The organism is Saccharomonospora sp. NB11 (assembly GCF_015910535.1).
In the GTDB taxonomy this organism is placed as follows: domain Bacteria; phylum Actinomycetota; class Actinomycetes; order Mycobacteriales; family Pseudonocardiaceae; genus Saccharomonospora.
The window spans coordinates 105,775-125,511 of the sequence record NZ_JACBJG010000002.1 but is presented as its reverse complement, the minus strand read 5'-3'; the positions used below and the strand labels follow the sequence as shown (position 1 = coordinate 125,511).

The 19,737-nt window shown below is 70.2% G+C and carries 21 protein-coding genes; 13 read left to right on the top strand and 8 right to left on the bottom strand.

Annotated features, from left to right (window positions below; genetic code table 11):
- Window positions 1–8 precede the first annotated feature (8 nt).
- Window positions 9–1,178 (top strand): xylose isomerase, encoded by a 1,170-nt coding sequence (gene xylA / locus JAV51_RS02890; RefSeq protein ID WP_197319034.1) that lies wholly within the window; start codon window positions 9–11, stop codon window positions 1,176–1,178.
- Between the two features lie 109 nt (window positions 1,179–1,287).
- Here the strand turns inward: xylA and JAV51_RS02885 are convergent, their stop codons facing one another.
- Window positions 1,288–1,896 carry a TetR/AcrR family transcriptional regulator gene (locus tag JAV51_RS02885; protein ID WP_197319328.1) on the bottom strand — a complete coding sequence of 203 codons (609 nt, stop codon included), beginning with the start codon at window positions 1,894–1,896 and terminating at the stop codon, window positions 1,288–1,290.
- A 142-nt stretch (window positions 1,897–2,038) separates the two neighbouring features.
- Between JAV51_RS02885 and JAV51_RS02880 the strand changes: the two genes are divergently transcribed.
- The 9 genes from JAV51_RS02880 (at window position 2,039) to JAV51_RS02840 (ending at window position 9,733) form a co-directional block, all read left to right on the top strand.
- Window positions 2,039–2,440 carry an ankyrin repeat domain-containing protein gene (locus JAV51_RS02880; protein ID WP_197319033.1) on the top strand — a complete coding sequence of 134 codons (402 nt, stop codon included), beginning with the start codon at window positions 2,039–2,041 and terminating at the stop codon, window positions 2,438–2,440.
- A gap of 76 nt (window positions 2,441–2,516) precedes the next feature.
- Window positions 2,517–3,755, top strand: coding sequence for a uroporphyrinogen-III C-methyltransferase (cobA, locus tag JAV51_RS02875; RefSeq protein WP_197319032.1), 1,239 nt, complete (start codon window positions 2,517–2,519; stop codon window positions 3,753–3,755).
- Between the two features lie 78 nt (window positions 3,756–3,833).
- Window positions 3,834–4,682, top strand: coding sequence for a crotonase/enoyl-CoA hydratase family protein (locus tag JAV51_RS02870; RefSeq protein WP_197319031.1), 849 nt, complete (start codon window positions 3,834–3,836; stop codon window positions 4,680–4,682).
- A gap of 16 nt (window positions 4,683–4,698) precedes the next feature.
- Complete coding sequence (locus JAV51_RS02865) at window positions 4,699–6,426, top strand: AMP-binding protein (protein WP_197319030.1); 1,728 nt, start codon at window positions 4,699–4,701, stop codon at window positions 6,424–6,426.
- 201 nt (window positions 6,427–6,627) lie between these two features.
- The gene (locus tag JAV51_RS02860; RefSeq protein WP_197319029.1) at window positions 6,628–6,918 is read left to right on the top strand and encodes a hypothetical protein; all 291 of its coding nucleotides are present in this window, start codon (window positions 6,628–6,630) and stop codon (window positions 6,916–6,918) included.
- 33 nt (window positions 6,919–6,951) lie between these two features.
- Window positions 6,952–7,566 (top strand): CDP-alcohol phosphatidyltransferase family protein, encoded by a 615-nt coding sequence (locus JAV51_RS02855; protein ID WP_197319028.1) that lies wholly within the window; start codon window positions 6,952–6,954, stop codon window positions 7,564–7,566.
- A 233-nt stretch (window positions 7,567–7,799) separates the two neighbouring features.
- Entirely contained in the window at window positions 7,800–8,264 is a 465-nt protein-coding gene (gene garA / locus JAV51_RS02850; protein WP_197319027.1) for a glycogen accumulation regulator GarA, read from the top strand.
- Window positions 8,261–9,022 carry a MerR family transcriptional regulator gene (locus JAV51_RS02845; RefSeq protein ID WP_197319026.1) on the top strand — a complete coding sequence of 254 codons (762 nt, stop codon included), beginning with the start codon at window positions 8,261–8,263 and terminating at the stop codon, window positions 9,020–9,022. Before garA ends, JAV51_RS02845 begins: the two co-directional genes overlap by 4 nt.
- Window positions 9,023–9,259: 237 nt before the next feature.
- Window positions 9,260–9,733 (top strand): bifunctional nuclease family protein, encoded by a 474-nt coding sequence (locus tag JAV51_RS02840; RefSeq protein ID WP_005439071.1) that lies wholly within the window; start codon window positions 9,260–9,262, stop codon window positions 9,731–9,733.
- 7 nt (window positions 9,734–9,740) lie between these two features.
- Here the strand turns inward: JAV51_RS02840 and JAV51_RS02835 are convergent, their stop codons facing one another.
- Window positions 9,741–10,367, bottom strand: coding sequence for a TetR/AcrR family transcriptional regulator (locus JAV51_RS02835; RefSeq protein ID WP_197319025.1), 627 nt, complete (start codon window positions 10,365–10,367; stop codon window positions 9,741–9,743).
- A 254-nt stretch (window positions 10,368–10,621) separates the two neighbouring features.
- Here JAV51_RS02835 and JAV51_RS02830 point away from each other — a divergent pair, with 254 nt between their 5' ends.
- Window positions 10,622–11,185, top strand: a complete 564-nt coding sequence (locus tag JAV51_RS02830) for a MerR family transcriptional regulator (RefSeq protein WP_197319024.1) — start codon at window positions 10,622–10,624, stop codon at window positions 11,183–11,185.
- 71 nt (window positions 11,186–11,256) lie between these two features.
- Here JAV51_RS02830 and JAV51_RS02825 read toward each other — a convergent pair whose 3' ends face one another.
- From JAV51_RS02825 to JAV51_RS02800, 6 genes are all read right to left on the bottom strand, one after another.
- Complete coding sequence (locus tag JAV51_RS02825) at window positions 11,257–11,925, bottom strand: hypothetical protein (protein WP_197319023.1); 669 nt, start codon at window positions 11,923–11,925, stop codon at window positions 11,257–11,259.
- A 91-nt stretch (window positions 11,926–12,016) separates the two neighbouring features.
- Entirely contained in the window at window positions 12,017–12,907 is an 891-nt protein-coding gene (locus tag JAV51_RS02820; RefSeq protein WP_197319022.1) for a 3-methyladenine DNA glycosylase, read from the bottom strand.
- Window positions 12,904–13,959 (bottom strand): hemolysin family protein, encoded by a 1,056-nt coding sequence (locus JAV51_RS02815; RefSeq protein WP_197319021.1) that lies wholly within the window; start codon window positions 13,957–13,959, stop codon window positions 12,904–12,906. Before JAV51_RS02815 ends, JAV51_RS02820 begins: the two co-directional genes overlap by 4 nt.
- On the bottom strand, window positions 13,956–15,272 hold the full coding sequence (locus JAV51_RS02810; protein ID WP_197319020.1) for a hemolysin family protein: 1,317 nt from the start codon (window positions 15,270–15,272) through the stop codon (window positions 13,956–13,958). The genes JAV51_RS02815 and JAV51_RS02810 overlap by 4 nt, the downstream gene beginning before the upstream one ends.
- 156 nt (window positions 15,273–15,428) lie before the next feature.
- The gene (locus JAV51_RS02805; protein ID WP_197319019.1) at window positions 15,429–16,070 is read right to left on the bottom strand and encodes a TetR/AcrR family transcriptional regulator; all 642 of its coding nucleotides are present in this window, start codon (window positions 16,068–16,070) and stop codon (window positions 15,429–15,431) included.
- A 69-nt stretch (window positions 16,071–16,139) separates the two neighbouring features.
- Complete coding sequence (locus JAV51_RS02800) at window positions 16,140–17,324, bottom strand: Glu/Leu/Phe/Val dehydrogenase dimerization domain-containing protein (protein WP_197319018.1); 1,185 nt, start codon at window positions 17,322–17,324, stop codon at window positions 16,140–16,142.
- A 137-nt stretch (window positions 17,325–17,461) separates the two neighbouring features.
- Between JAV51_RS02800 and JAV51_RS02795 the strand changes: the two genes are divergently transcribed.
- Both JAV51_RS02795 and egtA read left to right on the top strand, forming a co-directional pair.
- A complete protein-coding gene (locus tag JAV51_RS02795; protein WP_197319017.1) occupies window positions 17,462–18,388 on the top strand; it encodes a LysR family transcriptional regulator in 927 nt (308 codons plus the stop codon).
- A gap of 88 nt (window positions 18,389–18,476) precedes the next feature.
- Window positions 18,477–19,736 carry an ergothioneine biosynthesis glutamate--cysteine ligase EgtA gene (gene egtA, locus JAV51_RS02790; protein WP_197319016.1) on the top strand — a complete coding sequence of 420 codons (1,260 nt, stop codon included), beginning with the start codon at window positions 18,477–18,479 and terminating at the stop codon, window positions 19,734–19,736.
- Window position 19,737: the final 1 nt, after the last annotated feature.

The window sequence follows — 19,737 nt, the reverse complement described above, 5'->3', positions numbered from 1 at the left end:
AGGACAGCGTGGTCGGTGAACCCGTGGCGGAGGACAAGTTCAGCTTCGGCCTGTGGACGGTGGGATGGCGGGCCAACGACCCGTTCGGCGAGGCCACCCGGCCCACGCTCGACGCCGTCGAGGCCGTACACCGGCTGGCCGAGCTCGGGGCGTGGGGCGTGACCTTCCACGACGACGACCTCATTCCGTTCGGCAGCGACGACGGCGAGCGAGCCAAGCGCATCGAGCGGTTCCGCGCCGCGCTCGACGAGACCGGGCTGGTCGTGCCGATGGCCACCACCAACCTGTTCACCCACCCGGTGTTCAAGGACGGTGCGCTCACCAACAACGACCGTGACATTCGCCGGTTCGCGTTGCGCAAGGTCATGCGCAACATGGACCTCGCCGCCGAGCTCGGCGCGAAGACCTACGTGCTGTGGGGCGGTCGCGAGGGCAGCGAGACGGACGCGGCCAAGGACGTGGCCGCCGCGATGGACCGCTACCGCGAGGGCATCGACACCCTGGCGCAGTACGTGATCGACCAGGGCTACGACCTGCGACTCGCGTTGGAGCCGAAGCCGAACGAGCCGCGCGGTGACATCCTGCTTCCCACGATCGGGCACGCGCTTGCCTTCATCTCCACGCTGGAGCACCACGAGCTCGTGGGCGTGAACCCCGAGGTCGGCCACGAGCAGATGGCGGGGCTCAACTTCGTCCACGGCATCGGTCAGGCCCTGTGGCAGGGCAAGCTGTTCCACATCGACCTCAACGGCCAGCACGGTCCGCGCTACGACCAGGACCTGGTATTCGGTCACGGCGACGTGCTCTCCGCGTTCTTCCTCGTCGACCTGCTCGAACACGGCGGCTACGACGGCCCGCGGCACTTCGACTACAAGCCGCCGCGCACCGAGGACATGGAGGGCGTGTGGGCGAGCGCCGCGGCCTGCATGCGCTCGTACCTGCTGCTGCGGGAGCGGGCGAGGGCGTTCCGCGCCGACCCGCGAGTGGCCGAGGCGCTGGAGCGCTCGCGCGTCACCGAACTCTCGCAGCCCACGCTGGGTGAGGGCGAGTCCCCGGCGGACCTGCTGGCCGACCGCACCGCCTTCGAGACCTTCGACGCCGAGGCGGCGGGCCGCCGTGGCTACGCCTACGCGCAACTGTCCCAACTGGCCTTCGAACACCTGCTGGGCGCCGCCTGACGCCCACCGGCGTGTCCTCAGCCTGCGCACTCGTGTCCGCGCTCCGCGTACACGTGTCCGCAGTTCGTGTACGTTCCCGTCGCGGTCTGTGCCCACCGCGGCGGGGACGTCACGAGTGCAGGGCCTCCGCGCCGAGCACCAACCGGACACAGTGGGCGGTCAGCCGTTCCCGCGGGACGTCGAGCGTCCCGCTCAGATAGGCCACGAACAGGTTGGCCACCCCGCCCACCAGCGCGGTGGCCGTCATCGTCCGATCCGCCTCGTCCACCCGGTCCGATAGCTGCTCGCGCACGAGGTCGGCGAACATCGGCAACCGCTGCACACCGACGTTGCGCAGCGCGGGGTCCGCGAACGGGGCGAGCAGGAGCACCCGCCCCTTGCGCGGATCGTCGAGAACCAGGGTGACGAACGCCGACACCGCGGCTTCGGCCCGTTGGCGGGGCTGCGGTCCGGCCAGCTCGACCGCGTCGACCAGCACCTGGTGCGCGAGCGACACGACGTGGTCGTAGACGCCGACGACGAAGTCGTCCCGGTCGGTGAAGTTCTCGTAGAAGTACCGCTCGGTGAGGCGCGCGGTGCGACACACCGCCCGCACGCTCACCACGGCGCCGTCGGCCCCACCGAGAAGGTCCAGGCCCGCATCGAGGAGCCGCCGACGGCGGGTGGCTCTCCGGTCGGCGAGCGTCGTGCCCGCCCAGGTGCGCTCGGTGCCCGGCATCTCCGCTTCCAGTGGTCGACGACGTGGGTGCGTCCCGTCGGTTCGGTGCATGGTAGCGCCGCGTCCACCGAGGGGCGGGCGCAGACCACACGCGGTCGGCTCGTGCGCTGAGGAACGCGTTGCCGCGTGGCACGCTGGGACCATGACCGACCCCGCCGAGGAGCCGGAGGAACTGCTCGAACTGTGGGCCCGGGTCTTCGCGCTCGCCCGCGAGGGGCAGAGCGAGACGTTGGCGGCCTACGTCGACGCCGGGGTGTCGCCCAACCTCACCAACGACAAGGGCGACACGTTGGTGATGCTCGCCGCGTACCACGGTCACGTCGCCACCGTGCGCGCGTTGCTGCAACGCGGAGCCGATCCGAACCGGCTCAACGACCGGGGGCAGAGCCCGCTCGCCGGAGCCGTCTTCAAGGACGAGCCGGAGATCGTGAAGGCGCTTCTCGACGCCGGTGCCGACCCCGCCGCGGGGCAGCCGTCGGCGCTGGACACGGCGAGGATGTTCGGCAACACCGCGATGCTGGACCTGCTGCGTCCCGAAGCGTGAGACGGCCACCCCGCCCGGGCGAGACCCACGCCACGGCACCCGCCGCACGCACCCCGTCGGCGGCAAGCTGTGGCCCATGCCGCACGAGCAGCACTACTTGGCTGGACTCGATCTCCGTGGCCGCGAGGTCGTCGTCGTGGGTGGCGGCACGGTCGCACAGCGCCGGCTGCCCCGCCTGCTGGCCGCGGGCGCCGTGGTGCGACTCGTGGCACCGCGGACCACGCCGTCGGTGCAGGCCCTGGCCGACGCGGGCGAGCTGGTCTGGCACGCGCGCCCCTTTCGACACGGCGACCTCGACGGTGCGTGGTACGCGCTCGCGTGCACGGACGACCCGGACGTGAACGCGGCGGTCGCCGCCGAGGCCGAGGAGTGCCGGGTGTTCTGCGTGCGTGCCGACGCGGCGAGCCGAGGCAGCGCCGTCACGCCCGCGACCGGCGACCACGACGGCCTGCTGGTGGGCGTGTTGTCCGGGGGTTCCCCACGACGGTCGGCCGCCGTGCGCGACGCGATCCTCGACGCGCTGCGCACCGCCGCGCTCGCCGACCCCGGCCACGAGCCCGTGGCCGCCCCGACGCCGGGCGTGGCACTGGTCGGTGGCGGGCCGGGCGATCCGGAGCTCATCACGGTGCGCGGCAGACGGCTGCTGGCGCGGGCCGACGTCGTCGTGGTCGACCGGCTGGCGCCGCGCGAACTGCTGGACGAGCTGTCGCCGCACGTGCAGGTCGTCGACGCGGCGAAGATCCCGTACGGTCGGGCCGCCGCGCAGGAGACCATCAACCGCACGCTGATCGAGCATGCCCGCGCCGGCCGCTTCGTGGTCCGGCTCAAGGGCGGCGACCCGTACGTCTTCGGCCGTGGCTTCGAGGAACTCCAGGCGTGCGCCGAGGCCGGCGTACCCGTGACGGTGGTGCCGGGGGTGACGAGCGCGTTCTCGGTGCCCGCCGTGGCGGACGTGCCGGTGACCCATCGCGGTGTCGCCCACGACGTCGTCGTCGTGTCCGGACACGTCCCACCGGGCGACAAGCGGTCGCTGGTCGACTGGGACGCGCTCGGCAGGCTGCGGGGCACCGTCGTGCTGCTGATGGCCCTCGAACGGCTCGCGGTCATCGCGGACACTCTCGTCGCGGCGGGACGTCCGGCCGACACTCCGGTGGCCGTCGTGCAGGAGGGCACGCTGCGCGGTGAACGCGTGGTGCGGTCCACTCTCGCGACGGTGGCGCGCGCCGTGGCGGACGCGGGGCTGCGTCCCCCGGCGGTGGTGGTCGTCGGCCCGGTCGCCGGACTGGCGACCGACGCGGTGCGGCCCGGGGCGTGACACGGCCGTCGGCCGACCGAAGCGACGTGGCTCTCACTGCCTGCCGTGGACCCCGTGGCGTGGGCCAGGATGACAGCCATGACTGGCAGCGAACCCACAACCCAGATCGGCGAGTACGTCTCCCTCCGCGTCGAGCGCACCGGGCACGTCGCCGAGGTGACTCTGCTCGGCCCCGGCAAGGGCAATGCGATGGGCCCCGACTTCTGGCGCGAACTGCCGATCGCGTTCGGCGAACTCGACCGCGACCCCGAGGTCCGCGCGATCGTGCTGACCGGTGAGGGCCGCAACTTCTCGTACGGGCTCGACCTCGCCGCCATGCTGCCGTCGTGGGCGGAGTACCTCAGCGGTGACGCCCTCGCCCGGCCGCGTCGCGAGTTCCTCGACGAGGTGCGGCGCATGCAGGACTCGATCACGGCGGTGGCCCGGGTGCGCAAGCCGGTCATCGCTGCCGTGGCGGGCTGGTGCATCGGCGGCGGCCTGGATCTCGTCGCCGCCGCCGACGTGCGGGTCGCGAGCGCCGACGCGAAGTTCAGCGTGCGCGAGGTGCGCGTCGCCATCGTCGCCGACATGGGCAGCCTGCAGCGGCTCGCCACGATCATCGGCGAGGGCCACCTGCGGGAACTCGCCTTCACCGGCAGGGACATCGACGCGGCCCGGGCCGAGCGGATCGGCCTGGTCAACGACGTCTACCCCGACCGCGAGGCGACCCTCGACGCGGCCAGGACGATGGCCGAGGAGATCGCGTCGAATCCACCTCTGGTGGTCCAAGGTGTGAAGGACGTACTCTCCGTCAACACCGAACAGCAGGTCGATGCCGGGTTGCGGTACGTGGCGACCTGGAACGCCGCGTTCCTGCCCAGCCACGACCTGAACGAGGCGGTGCAGGCGTTCCTGCAACGACGGGAGCCCGAGTTCCGCGGCGAGTGAGGGAGGCGAACGACCGGTGGGCAACGATGCCGACACGGCTTCCACGCAGGCGTACGAGGCGTTCCGGCAGGCGCGTGACCTGCTGCTGACGCATCGGGAGGACTACGAGGCGGCCCGCCGGGAGTTCGCCTGGCCCCGGTTCGACGAGTTCAACTGGGCGTTGGACTGGTTCGACCGCATCGCCGCCGACGACCGCAACGCTCAGCGGCCCGCTCTGTGGATCGTGGAGGAGGACGGCTCGGAGAACCGCTGGACGTTCCCCGAGCTGTCCCGCCGGTCGAACCAGGTGGCCAACTGGCTGCGTGGCCTGGGGGTGCGGCGCGGCGACCGGGTGATCCTCATGCTCGGCAACCAGGTCGAGCTGTGGGAGACCATCCTGGCGTGCGTCAAGCTCGGCGCGGTGATCATCCCGGCGTCCACGTTGCTGGGCGCCGCCGACCTGCGCGACCGCGTGGACCGGGGCGGTGCGAGGCACGTGGTGGTCCGCGACGCCGACACCGCGACGTTCGCCGAGGTGGAGGGCGACTACACGCGCATCGCGGTGGGTGAGCGGGTGGCGGGCTGGGAGTCGTTCGCCGACTCCGCGACGAGCGAGGCGGTGTTCACCCCGGACGGGCCGACCCGCTCCGACGACCCGCTGCTGCTGTACTTCACGTCGGGGACGACGGCGAAGCCGAAGCTCGTGCGGCACACCCACGTCTCGTACCCCGTCGGCCACCTGTCCACGATGTACTGGATCGGCCTCGAACCCGGCGACGTGCACCTCAACATCTCGTCCCCCGGCTGGGCCAAGCACGCGTGGAGCAACGTCTTCGCGCCGTGGAACGCCGAAGCCACCGTCTTCCTCTACAACTACGGGCGCTTCGACGCGAACCGGCTGATGGAGCAGATCGACCGCTGCGGGGTGACGAGCTTCTGCGCCCCGCCGACGGTGTGGCGCATGCTCATCCAGGCGGACCTGACGAGCCTGCGGAACCCACCGCGCAAGGTCGTGGGCGCGGGCGAGCCGTTGAACCCGGAGGTCATCGAGCAGGTGCGCCAGGCGTGGGGGGTGACGATCCGCGACGGGTTCGGCCAGACCGAGACGAGCGTGCAGATCGCCAACACGCCGGGGCAGGCCGTGAAGGCGGGTTCGATGGGGCGGCCCGTGCCCGGTTTCGACGTGGTGCTGGTCGACCCGGTCACCGGAGGGCCCGCGCGCGAGGGCGAGATCTGCCTCGATCTGAGCAGCCGGCCCGTCGGACTGATGACCGGCTACGCGGGCGACGAGGAGCGCACCGACAGCGCGTTCGCGGGCGGCTACTACCACACCGGGGACGTCGGCACCGTCGACGACGACGGCTACGTCACGTACGTGGGGCGCACGGACGACGTCTTCAAGTCTTCCGACTACCGCATCTCGCCGTTCGAGTTGGAGAGCGTCCTGCTGGAGCACGAGGCGGTGGCCGAGGCGGCCGTGGTTCCCGCTCCCGACGAGATCCGGCTCTCGGTGCCCAAGGCGTACGTGGTGTTGGCGAACGGGGCCGAACCGACCGCCGAGACCGCGGAGAGCATCCTCGCGTTCGCGAGGAAGAACCTGGCGCCGTACAAGCGGATCCGGCGACTCGAGTTCGCCGAGCTGCCGAAGACCATTTCGGGCAAGATCCGCAGGGTCGAGCTGCGGGGCCGGGAACACGCCAGGACGGACGGCCGACCCGCCGGGGAGTTCCGCGAGGAGGACTTCCCGTCCCTGAAGAACCGCTGAGGCGGGAGGGACGGCGAGCGGTCGGGCAAGACCTCGACCGTCGGATTCACTCGACCGAGCGACACGTTCGGTGAACGAACTGCTAACGATTCGGTGCGCTGCGCCGATGGGAATGTGAGCGACATCTCGCGCGAAGGTGTGAGGTGTCGCTCACAGGTAATCCCACAGGTGATGTTTCACCGAGAGCGAGTGCAGGGTGCTATGAGTGCCGAAGAGGACAGCCGTACCGACGTTCCCATCGACCGAGCCGGGGCGAGCGCGCCGTCCCTGACGGCCGTCGCCGACTCGACGGAGCCTGCTCCCGAGTCCCCCGACACGCCGTGTCCGCCGACCACTCCGTGCACGGTCGTGTGGAGTCGCGGCCGCCCCTACGTCCTCGAAAGCGGATCGGGCAGACCCCGATGGATGGGTGTCGATCACCAGGGCCGACCCCAGGCTCTCACCAACGAGGCCCTGCGGAGGCAGGGCTGGAGCTACCACCGCTCCTCGTGATCGGGGTGAGCTGCCGCCAGATACGGTGGTCGGGTGACGAAAGCCCGGTCGGCCGGCGCGACGGACGGTGAGCCGTCGTTGCTGCGGCAGCTCACGACGATCCCCAATCTCCTGTCCCTCCTCCGGCTCGCCGGTGTCCCGGTGTTCCTGTGGCTCCTGTTGGGGCCGGAGGAGGACGGTTGGGCGTTCGCCCTGCTGGTCGTCAGCGGTGTCACCGACTGGCTCGACGGCAAACTGGCCCGGTTGCTCGACCAGACGACGAGACTCGGCCAGTTGCTCGACCCCGCGGCCGACCGCCTCTACATCGCGGCGGCCCTGCTCGCCTTCCTGCTCCGCGGCATCGTGCCCTGGTGGGTCGTCGCCCTCCTCGTCGGCCGTGAACTCGTCGTCGGTCTCGGCCTGCTCGTGTTGCGGCGTCACGGTTTCGCGCCGCCGGAGGTCACCTACGTCGGCAAGGGCGCGACCTTCGTCCTCATGTACGCGCTGCCGCTGCAGCTGCTGACCCACGACGCGGCCGGCACCGTCGCCGAGGTGGCGCGGCCGTTCGCCTACGCGTTCACGGTGTGGGGCGTCGTTCTCTACCTGTGGTCGGGCGCGCTGTACCTGTGGCAGATCGCGCGCGCGGTCCTGCGTCACCGAACCGCCTGACGCCCGCACTCCTCGTTCCACGTTGTGCTCGGGGGCCTCTCAGGTGGATCATGGAGGGCGTGGGAAGGAGGCTCGCACGATGCGGTCGAGGACACCCTGTTCGCCGCCGCCGACTGCCGACGTGTGATCGACAACTGATGCGGGAGCCCCGGCACTGTGGGCGCCTCCGACACGGTACGTTGACTACACCACGTTTACGAGAACGACACTCCAGTGCGTAAGGAGAGCTTGCGGTGAGCACGAACGACGGGCCCGGTGTTCCCCCGGAGCAGTCTCCGGAGCGGACCTCCGTTTTTCGGGCCGACTTCCTGTCGGAGGCAGAGGGCCACGAGGCGCCTGCGGTCGAGCCGCGGGACGCCGGCGTCGACGCGCTGCCGACCGGCTCCGCACTGCTGGTGGTGAAGCGGGGCCCCAACGCGGGTTCGCGCTTCCTGCTCGACCGCGACACGACGAGCGCGGGGCGGCACCCGGACAGTGACATCTTCCTCGACGACGTGACCGTGTCGCGTCGGCACGCGGAATTCCGCCGCGAGGGCGGGGAATTCGTGGTGATCGACGTGGGCAGCCTCAACGGCACGTACGTGAACCGGGAGCCGGTCGACCAGGCCGTGTTGTCGGGCGGCGACGAGGTGCAGATCGGCAAGTTCCGCCTCGTCTTCCTGACCGGTCCCGGTCACGGGGGTCAGGGGGCACAGTGACGGCTGCCGGGCGGCCACAGCGAGAGGGGTTGAGTATCGGGGCGGTGCTGGCGCAGTTGCGCCCCGATTTCCCTGACGTGACGATCTCCAAGATTCGTTTCCTCGAATCCGAGGGGCTTGTCCGGCCTGCCCGCACGCCGTCCGGCTATCGCCAGTTCGGACCCGCCGACGTGGAACGTCTGCGGTTCGTCCTGGCGGCCCAGCGGGACCACTACCTGCCGCTTCGGGTGATCAAGGAACAGCTCGACGCGGCCGACCGGGGAAACGGTGTCGCCTCCGCCGTCCCGCGGTTGCCGCGCAAGCTGGTGGCGATCACGTCGGTCGACGACGGTGACCACGTGCCGGGTGCGCCCGGGCCCGAGGAGTTCGCCACGGACCCCGACGCGGCGGCACGGTTGACGCAGAGCGACCTGCTGCGCGAGGCGGGGATCGACGAGGCCATGTTGGACGAGCTCCGGCAGTACGGTCTCGTCAAGCCGACGGCCGCGGGCTTCTACGACACCGACGCGGTGCGCATCGCCCGCACCGTGAAGGCCATGAGCGACTACGGCATCGAGCCGCGACACCTGCGGGCCTTCCGCGCGTCGGCCGACCGTGAGGTGGGGCTCGTGGAACAGATCGTGGCTCCGGTCTATCGGCAACGCGACGCGGACGCGAAGGCCCGGGGCGACGAACTGGTCAACGAACTCGCCGCGTTGTCGGTCACGCTGCACACCTTGCTCGTCAAGACCGGGATTCGCGGAGTGACCGGTGGGTAGACTCGTGTGGGTGACCGACAGTGTCGATGTGTCGGGTTGATGACGTCCCAGATCGGCGGGTCTACACGGCCCCTCGAATGCCGTACCGTAGATGAACGGTTCGCAACAGAGCCGTGGAGGACAACACGTTTCGCGACGAGCACAGCGCCCTGATGACGGGTAGCGTCGAGAACAGTCGGCGCGGGAACCTCGTTGACAGCGCTGCGGCCCGCGCGCAGGAGAGGGAGGCGAAGCCCGATGAGCGAGATGCGCGTCGTCGGCGTCCGGGTCGAGTTGCCCGCGAATCAGCCGATCTTGCTGCTGCGGGAGACCGACGGTGAGCGGTACCTGCCGATCTGGATCGGCTCGGTGGAGGCGACGGCCATTGCCCTGGAGCAGCAGGGCGTCCGGCCTGCGAGACCGCTGACTCACGACTTGCTCAAGGACATTATCGGCGCGCTCGGCCGGGAACTTCAGCAAGTCGTCATCACTGATCTGAGCGAAGGTACGTTCTTCGCCGAGCTCGTGTTCGACGGTGACGTCCGGGTGTCGGCCCGCCCGAGCGACTCGGTGGCGCTCGCGCTGCGTGTCGGGGTGCCCATCCACGCCGAGGATTCGGTGTTGGAGGAGGCTGGGCTGATCATTCCCGACGAGCAGGAGGACGAGGTCGAGAAGTTCCGCGAGTTCCTCGACTCGGTGTCCCCCGAGGACTTCCGCGGCGCCGACACCTGAGCCGCCGTCAGGGTCGTGCCGTGGCCCTGTCGAACAAGGCCGTCAACTCGGCCGCGTAGCGGTCGAGGTCGAGGTTCGGGTCGGCGACGAGCTGCTGCGCCAGCCCGTCCAGGGCGTGCCGGATCGTTCTCGCCATGATCTCGGGATCGAACTCCGCGAACTGTCCCTCTCGTTGTCCTTGAGTCAGTTGCCGAGCCAGCCGACCGACCCGCAGATCGTGCATGACGAGATCGAACATCGGTGACCCGTCGGCGCCCCGCGCGTTCGCCGCGATCTCCTTGAGGGCGAGCACCTGCCGTGGATGGGCGGCGAGGTAGGCGATCTCGACCTCGAGGAACGATCGCACGAGCGTCGCTCTGCCCGCGTCGGTGATCGTGTGTTCGGAGACGTAGCGATCGTGGTGGTCGATGAGCGCCATCAGCGTCGCGGTCATGAGTTCCTGCTTGTCGGCGAAGTGGTAGGAGACCATCCGCGTACTGCTGAGCCCGGCTTTCTCGATGATGCGGGCGAACGATGCCTTCGCGAAACCCAGCTCCGCGATGACGTCGACGGTGGCGTCGATGATTTGTGCACGGCGAGTGGCTTCGGTGTGACTAAGTCCGAGACCGGCACCGAATTCATCTTTTACTTGCATGAGTAATAGAGTAACTCGTGTAAGTAAAAGATGTCGAGAGGGTCACGGAGACGAGCAGCTCACCCTGTGGTCCGCGCGTCGCGTTGACCGGCGTGCCGGGCGGGCTTACCGTCGGGAAGGATGTGAATCGCGCCGTTGTGATTACGCTGGTGAAGCGATCCGAAGTGGCGGGATTGTCGTAACCGGTCGGTTCCGGCCCGGGATCGGCGGTCTTGTTTCGCTGCCGGCGTAATGCCGGGCGAGAGGAGGCATGGGTGGTCGACGAAAGTCCGGCGAGTGTGGCCGGTGAGCAAGGGGAGTTGTTCCCCGACAGCTCGTTGCCGGACGAACTGGTGGGCTACCGCGGTCCGGCCGCCTGTCAGATCGCCGGGATCACGTACCGGCAACTGGACTACTGGGCGCGGACGAAACTGGTGACGCCGAGTATTCGCACCGCGCACGGTTCCGGTTCGCAACGACTGTACTCGTTCAAGGACCTTCTCGTTCTCAAGATCGTCAAGCGACTGCTGGACACGGGTGTCTCGCTGCAGAACATTCGCGTCGCCGTGGACCACCTCCGCGCCAGGGGAGTGCGGGACCTCGCGCGGGTCACGTTGTTCTCCGACGGTGCGACCGTCTACGAGTGCACGTCACCGGAGGAGATCGTGGATCTGCTCCAGGGTGGGCAGGGCGTGTTCGGTATCGCGGTGAGCAACGCGATGCAGGAGATCACGGGCACGTTGCACGAGTTCCCCGCCGAGCGAGCCGACGGCGGGAAGATCGAGGCGAACGTCCCCGACGAACTGTCCGAGCGACGCAACGCCCGTCGTACGGGCTGACGCCGTCGGTCCGGTGTCGCCGAACGCCTGCGGCGGGAAGTGCCGCGCGACGTGGCGCCGGGGCCCCGAGGTCAGGCGTTCGCAGGCGTGAGTCCGGCGGCGCGGAAGACGTCCTGCTGAGCCGGTCGTAGAAGGAACTTCTGGAACGACTGGGCGGCGTGCTGTTCCACCTCGCCGGTGTGGGGTCCGGCGACCGCGAGGAAGCGATGCTCGCCCTCGGTGCTCGACGCGATGGTCAACCCCGACGAACCGATCAACTCGGGGCGGTCCGCGGCGAGCCGGTCGATCCGCTCGGCGGCGTCCGGGAGCCAGGCCGTGGGGTAGCCACCGATCGAGGCGGGCTCGGCGGAGTCGAGCAGAACGGCCTCGACTTCCTCGGAGGGCACGGCGTGGACGTCCACCCGCACGCAGTGCTCCCGCACGATCGTGCCCTCGCGGTTCCAGCGATCCGCCGCGGTGGCGACGGGCTCCTCCAGGGCGGGATCGACCGCGACGCGCACTGTGGCGTCACCCTGCGGACAGCTCGCGACCTCGGCCGCGGCACGGCTCTCCAGCACGCCGTCGGCCCAGTTCCATCCGAACCAACCGGCGACGAGGAGGCCGACCAGCACGAGGCAGGCGATGGGCCACGCTGCGACGCCACGGCGACGGCCCACCGCGCGGTGCGTTCCCGTCGCGGTCACCGACTGCGGTGCCTCCGAGTTCGCGTGCCCGGCTCTGTGGCGAGCGTGCCGTCCCATCTCCCGTATCCCCCCGTTCGTGACACTACGTGTGCGAGACCAAAACGTGATCACTCTATCAGGGGATTGCGTGATCAAACTGTGATTTGAGTTAACGTGGAGTGCTCGTTGTGGTCAGCAGGAAGCGGCACAGTTCGATGAGACGCTGCCGCAGCGGCGCCGCCCGACGGGCGAACTCGGCCTGTGCTCGCGCGTACGCGGCGCGTCCCTCCGGCGTCTCGATCGGGACGGGGGAGTAGCCGTAGGACGACAGGTCGTACGGGCTGGCCCGCATGTCCAGTTCGCGGATGTCGGCGGCCAATGCGAAGCAGTCACCCAACAGCTCCGACGGTACGAACGGATCGAGCTTGTAGGCGTGCTTGTACAGGTCCATCCCGACGTGCAGACACCCCGGTTGATCGAGCTCCGGCTGGGTCTGGCGGGTCGGGGAGAACCGGTTGAGCGGCCGGGCCTCCGGGGTGAAGAAGCGGAAGGCGTCGAAGTGGCTGCAGCGCACGTCCAACGACTCCACGACCTCGTCGGTGCGCGCGTGACCCAGTCGCAACGGCACCTGGGCGTGCCGCACCTGCTCCGGCTCCGTGCGGTAGACCATGGCCCATTCGTGCAGCCCGAAGCAGTCGACGCGCGCCCGACGACCGTGCACGGCCTCCAACAGCGTCAGCGTCTGCCGGACCGTGCGTACGACACGGTCGGGAAGAGCCGTGGTGTCGAGGGTGACGCCGTCGTCGGTCTCGCGGTAGCCGGGGCGGTCGAGGAACCGGCGGGCAGCCGGACCGGCGAGGGTGACCCCCGGGCCCGGCTGCCACCGTTCCAGCCTCGCCGGAGCGAACGAGTAGTACGTGAACAGGAAGTCCATCACGGGATGCTTCTCGCCGCGGGAACGGCGGCGTCGGTGCGGCTCCGTCCACGTCCGCATCCGGCGCTCGTGCGCGTCCTGTCTGGCCTGCCACTCGTGCTCCGGCAGGAGGTGGGTGTCGCTCATGGTCGTCCCGTGACGTGAGTGCCGTCGCGGACGGTGCCCACGTACTCCTCCAACAGGTCTTCCAACGCCACGATGCCGACGACCGTGCTCTCGGTGTCGACCGCCATCGCGAGATGGCTGCCTTCACGCCGCATCGCCGACAACGCCTCGTCCAGTTTCGCCGAGCACGCGAGCTGCGTGAGCCTGCGGGTCTTCGTGTCGGGGACGACGGCGGACGGGTCGCCGTCGAGCTGGTCGAGAATGTCCTTGACGTGGACGTAGCTGGTCAGCCTGCCGTCCGTGGCGCGGATCGGGAACCGGGAGAAGCCGGTGGAGGACACCGCCTGCTCCACGTCACCGACCGTCGGTCGAGGTGGCAGCGTGGTGAGGTCGTCCAGGGGCACGAGCACGTCGTCGACGGTCTTCTCGACGGACGACAGCGTCTGGCTGAGCCTGCGGTGCTCGGCCTGCTCCAGGAGGCCCTCCCGCCGCGACTCCCGCAGGAGCGCGGCCAGTTCGGCCGACGTGTACCCCGTCTCGACCTCGTCCTTCGGCTCGATCTTGCCGAGGCGGAGAATGCCGTTGGCGATGCCGTTGAGGGCCCAGATGAACGGCCTCGTGAGCCGCACCCAGCCGACGTGCACCGGCACCAGCCACAGCGCGAGCCGCTCGGGCTCGGCGATGGCGAGGTTCTTGGGCACCATCTCGCCGATCAGCACGTGCAGCAGTGTCAGCGCCACCAGCGTCACAGTGAAGGCCACCGCGTGCACGACGTAGGTCGGCAGCGGCACGCCGAGGGCACTCACCGCGAGTTCGAGCTGGTGTGCCACAGCGGGTTCGCCGAACTGCAGCAGGAGCAGCGAACAGACCGTGATGCCGAGCTGGGCGCCCGCCAGCATCAACGACACGTGCTTGCTCGCGTTGATCACGATCCTGGCGCGGGCGTTGCCCTGCTCGAGCAGCGCTTCGAGACGGTCGCGGCGCGAGGAGATGAGGGAGAACTCGGCGCCGACGAAGAACGCGTTGGCGAGCAACAGCACGCCGATCAGGGAGATGGACAGCCAGTCGTTCACGACGCCGCCTCCCGGTGTCGCACGGTGACCTCGGAGATGCGGTGCCGGTCCATGCCGGTGACCTCGAGCTGCCACCCGTCGATGTCCAGCGTCGCGCCGACTTCGGGGATCTCACCGAGTCGCTCCAGGAGCAGCCCGGCGATGGTCTCGTAGTCGCCCTCGGGCATGCGGAACCCGGTGGCGTCGAGCACCTCGTCGTCCCGAAGCTGCCCCGACACGACCCAACTGTGGGCGCTGAGCTGCTGGGACGCCGGTTCCTCGCGGGTGTCGTGCTCGTCGCGGACGTCGCCGACGATCTCCTCGACCACGTCCTCCAGCGTCACGAGTCCGGCCGTGCCGCCGTACTCGTCGACCACGATCGCGAGCTGGAACCGTGAGTCGCGCAAGCGGTCGAGCACCGCGTCCCCGGGCAGCGACTCGGGCACGGTCGGCATGGGGCGCATGAGCGACCCGACCGGGGTCGACGAGCGTTCGGACGCGGGCACGGTGAACGCCTGCTTGACGTGCACCGTTCCCTGGACGTCGTCGAGGTCCTCGCGGTAGACGGGGAAGCGCGAGAAGCCCGTCCGACGCGCGAGCGACACCATGTCGGTCACGGTGTCGTCGACGTGCAGGGCTTCGAGCCGGACTCGGGGCGTCATCAGTTCACCGGCGTTGCGGTCGCCGAACCGCAGCGAGCGGTCGAGCAACTGGGCGGTGGAGAGGTCGAGCGTCCCGGTTTCGGCGCTGGCGCGCACGATCGACCCGAGCTCCTGAGGGGAGCGCGCCGACCGCAGCTCCTCCTGCGGTTCGATGCCCATCTTGCGGACGACCCAGTTCGCGCTGTTGTTCATCAGGTTGATGAGCCAGCGGAACAGCATCGAGAACCGCGTGTGGTAACCGGCGACCGCGCGCGCCGTCTTGAGCGGCTGGGCCACGGCGAGGTTCTTCGGCACCATCTCGCCGATCACCATGGACAGTGAGGTGGCCAGCAACATCGCGATCACCAGCGAGGTCCCCGCCGCGGCGGACTCGGACATGCCGAGGCCCGTGAGGATCGGGCGGACGATGCGGCCGAGCAGGGGTTCGGCCACGTAACCGGTGACCAGCGTGGTCAGGGTGATGGCCACCTGCGCGCCGGAGAGCTGGAACGACAGCGTCCGGTGGGCCTTGAGGACGATCTTGGAGCGTTTGTCACCGACCTGTCGGACGTTCGACTCGACCGTGCTGCGTTCCAGCGTGGTGAGGGAGAACTCGGCCGCGACGGCCAGACCCGTTCCGACGGTGAGCAGAATGACGAAGAAGACGCCGAGAACCGTGAGCAGGATGTCCATCAGAGGACACCGCCGTGGTCAGGGTGGTCGGTGGAGTGGGGACAGCCGGGTTCGCCACCCGGCTCGGTACTGTCTCCGGGTGACTGCGCATCGCGCACGAGTGTGGTCACTCCTCCATATCGAGTGGCGGTCGACGTGGCGCTATCTTAACCACGCTCAACGGACGTCCGGGATGTCTTGTTCCGCGCCGATGTCGTCGCCGGTGGTCAAGGGCTCGCCGGACTGCCCTCGGTGTCGGCGGACGCTCTCCTCGACGACGTCCAGCACGGGTTCGAGGTCGTCCGCGGGCAGGCCCATCGCGAGGTGCGACACGAGGCCTTCGAGAACCAGTTCCAGGTACGACGTGAGCACGTCGACGCTCACGTCGTCGCGCAGGATTCCCGCGTCCTTCTGCCGCAGCAGGCGCTTGCGCGTCGCCGTGGTCAACTGCTGCGACCGTTCGGCCCAGCGGGCGCGGAACTCGGGGTCGGTGCGCAGTCGCCGGGACACCTCCAACCGGGTGCCGAGCCAGTCGGCGGGGTGGTCGCCGGAGTTCGCCAGCAGGTCGCGCATGACCTGCACCAGGCCCTGCTCGGCGACGACGTCGGCCATGCGCCGGGCGTCGTCCTCGGCCAGGGCGAGGAACAGCGAGTCCTTGTCGCGGAAGTGGTGGAAGATCGCCCCGCGGGACAGGCCGGTGGCCTCCTCCAGCCGTCGGACCGTGGCGCCCTCGTAGCCGTATCGCGTGAAGCACACGCGGGCGCCGTCGAGGATCTGTCGACGGCGCGCCGCGAGGTGGTCCTGACTGACCCGTGGCATCCCACGATCTTGGCAGCTACCCTGCGTATTCGCAATCCGTACGTACGTACTGTGACGGCGTTCCCTGAATCAGGGGATGGTGAGCACCTGATCGGGCGTCGACGTGGTCGTGTGCCTCGCCGTCACGAACTCCAGCGCGGTCCGTCGGGGGAGCACCCGGTCGTCTTGCCAGGCTGCCAGGAGCAGTGCCACCTTCGCCTGCATCTCCGACCGCAGCTTCGCGAACGAGTCGGTCGGGTCGGCACCGACCTGCCCGAGGATCAGCCACCACGCCCACGCCGCGGCGCCCGCGTTGGCCACGAAGTCGGGGACGACCGGGATGTCACGCGCGGCGAGCATGGCCTCGGCCTCCGGCGTGGTCGCGGCGTTGGCGGCCTCGACGACGGCGGACGCCCGCACGTCGTAGCTGTTGTCCGGGGTCAACGCGTACGAGACGGCGGCGGGAACCAGGATGTCCGCCTCCGTCGCGATCACCGCCGAACGCGGCAGCCGCCGGACGTGCGCGGGCACGCGGTCCCGGTCGATCTCCCCGTAGCGGTCCCGCGCCTCCAACAGCGCAGGCACGTCGAGGCCGTTCGGGTCGTACAGCGTCCCGGCCGCGTCGGCGACGGCCACGATACGGACACCGGCCTCGTGGAGGTACCACGCGGCGCCACCGCCCATCGTGCCGATGCCCTGCACGGCGACGGTCGTCTCGGCGGGGTCCTGACGCCAGGCCGCCACCACGCCGAGACAAGCCTGAGCCACGCCGTAGCCGCCGATCACGTCGCCGAGCAGCAGGCCGCCCGGCACCGGAGCGGACAATCCGGCGTGGACGCGCCGCAGGGTGCGCTCCGGGTCGGCGGAGCGCTGGATGGCCGCGTGGTATGACTGCCCGAGTCCCAGCTCGGCGAACACCTCGTCGATGAGCGACTGCGGAACACCGAGGTCCTCGGCCGTCACCCAGTGCGCGTCCAGCCACGGGCGCATCGCCTGGCAGAACCGGGTCAACACGCCCCGGGCGCGTGGGTCCTTCGGGTCGAAGTCGATACCGCCCTTGGCGCCGCCGACGGGCAGGTCGAAGGTCGCCGTCTTGGCGGCCATACCTCGGGCGAGGTCCTCGACCTCGGAGAGAGTGCACCCGGCCCGCATGCGTGTCCCGCCGGTCGCCAGTCCGGAGACCAGGGTGTGCACGACCAGATAGCCGTGCGCGCCCGTCACCGGGTCCGTCCACGTCAGTCGCAACAGCGGTTCGGCACCGTACTCGGAACCCACTCGACCCCTCCTCGTCACGCCTGGCCGGTCGTCCCGGCTACTCGTCGGCGCCTGGGTGGCGCGTACTCACAGGCTGAGGTCGGGGCCCTGTTCACGTCCAGTTAAGAACCATGCACGGTTGCCTTTAGTGTTGGTGCATGGAGCTGTCGGTGCATCGGTTGCGGATGCTGCGGGAGTTGCACCGCAGGGGCACGATCACCGCCGCGGCGGCGGCACTGCACTACACGGCCTCCGCCGTGTCGCAGCAGCTCGCGCAGTTGGAGCGGGACGTCGGCGCGAAGCTCTTCGAACGGCTGGGGCGGCGCGTGCAGCTCACCGAACTCGGGATGCTGCTCACCGAACACGCCGAGGAGATCCTGGCCGCGGTGGAACGGGCGACCGTCGCGCTGGAGGAGGCGCAGGAAACGCAGTCGGTGCGGCTGACCGCGGGGGTGTGGGCGTCCGTGGCGTCCGGACTGCTGCCGAGCGCGCTCGCCTCGCTCGCCGAGGACCACCCCGGCATCGAAGTCCGCACCCGGGAACTCGCGCCGGAGGAGACGGCCGACGCCGTGCGCGACGGTTCGCTGGACTTCTCGTTCGTCATCGACTACACGGACGCGCCGACTCCCTGGGACCCCGGGCTGGAGCGGGTCGCGGTGGCCGTGGAGCGCCTGTACGCCGCCCTGCCCGCCGCGACCGCCCCGGCGAGCTCGATCAGCCTGTCGGACCTCGCCGACCAACCGTGGATCCTCGCGAGTCCCCGCAGCCAGTTCGGGCGCGCCGTGCGGGTGGCGTGTCAGCGCTTCGGTTTCCAGCCGACGATCGCCCACGAGGTGGAGGAACAGGCGACGGCGATGGCGATGGTGAGTTCCGGGCTCGGGGTCACGCTCGTGTCGGACCTGGGACTGACGCTGCGACCGTCCGGGGTCGACATCGTCACGCTGGCGACGCCGGTGATGCGGACCGTCTCCGTGGCCTACCGCAGAACCGCCCAGCGCCGACCGGCGTTGCGGCTGGTGATCGACGCCGTGCGCGCCGCGGCGGCCGATCTCGGCCTCGGTGCCTCGGCAACGGTCCCGGGCTGACAGGTTTCACCCACCCGGAAGTGTCGTATCCCCTCCTTGACGTCCGCGCACGGACGTGACGGGTCAGGCGACGCATGGGGAGGGCGGCATGACAGCGATGCCCGTGGCGCGACCGGAGTCGACCGTCGAGGCCGAGGCGATCGCGGCGCGGACGGTGTCCGACCGAGCGGAGGGCGAGGCCTACGTCGCCTCGGTGTGCTTCAAGCACGGTCCACCGCGACTGCTCGGCGTCGAACTGGAGTATCTCGTCCACGACGTCACCGACCCGACCCTCCCGCTGACCGCTTCCCGCCTGGCCGCCGCTCTCGGCCCCCACGCCCCCCGCTCTCTCGTCCCCGACAGTCCCGCGCTCCCGCTTCCCGCCGGGTCCGCTCTCACCGTGGAACCCGGGGGACAGGTCGAGGTCTCCTCCGCGCCCGCCTCGTCGTTCCGTTCGCTCGTCGACGCGGTCGACGCCGACCTCGCGCACGTCGCCGACCGGCTCGCCGCCTCGGGGCTGCGGCTCGCCCCCGAGGCCCTGGACGCCTTCCGGACGCCGAGACGACTGCTGACGACCCCGCGCTACGCGGCCATGGAACGTCGCTTCGCGCCGCGCGGTACGGGCGGGATCACGATGATGTGCAGCACGGCCGCGTTGCAGGTGTGCGTCGACACCGGGGAGCCACGCGACGCGCCACGCCGCTGGGCGGCGGCACACGCGCTCGGGCCGGTGCTGCTGGCGCTCTTCGCCAACTCGTCGCGACACGCGGGCCACGACACCGGCTACGCGTCGGCGCGGTGGCGGGCCGTGATGGACACCGAACCGTGCCGCACCGTCGCGGCGACGCCGTGTGCCGACCCGGCCGCCCGATGGGCGACGCGGGCGCTGGACACGCCGTTGCTGGTGAGGCGGCAACCGGGGGATTCGTGGGACGTGCCCACGGAGCTGAGCTTCGCCGACTGGATCGAGGCCGAGGGGGAGGCCGCCGCGTGGCCCCGGCCGACGTTCGGCGACCTGGCGTACCACCTCACGACGCTGTTCCCGCCCGTCCGGCCTCACGGGCACCTGGAGATCCGCTACCTCGACGCCCAGCCCGTGCGGGAATGGACGGTGCCCGTGGCGCTGCTCGCGGCACTGCTGTCCACGCCGTCCACTGCGGACTCGGTGTTGGCGGTCTGCGAGCCCGTCTCGCAGCGGTGGGAGGTCGCCGCCCGGCACGGACTGGCCGACCCCGCCCTCCGTGCCACGGCCCGCGTGGTGGCCGAACTCGGCTGTGAGGCTCTGTCGAACCTCGACCTGCCCGACCAGACGATCACCGACCTCGCCGACGCCGTCGAGCGACGGTGGCGAGGAGGGGGAAGGAAGTGAC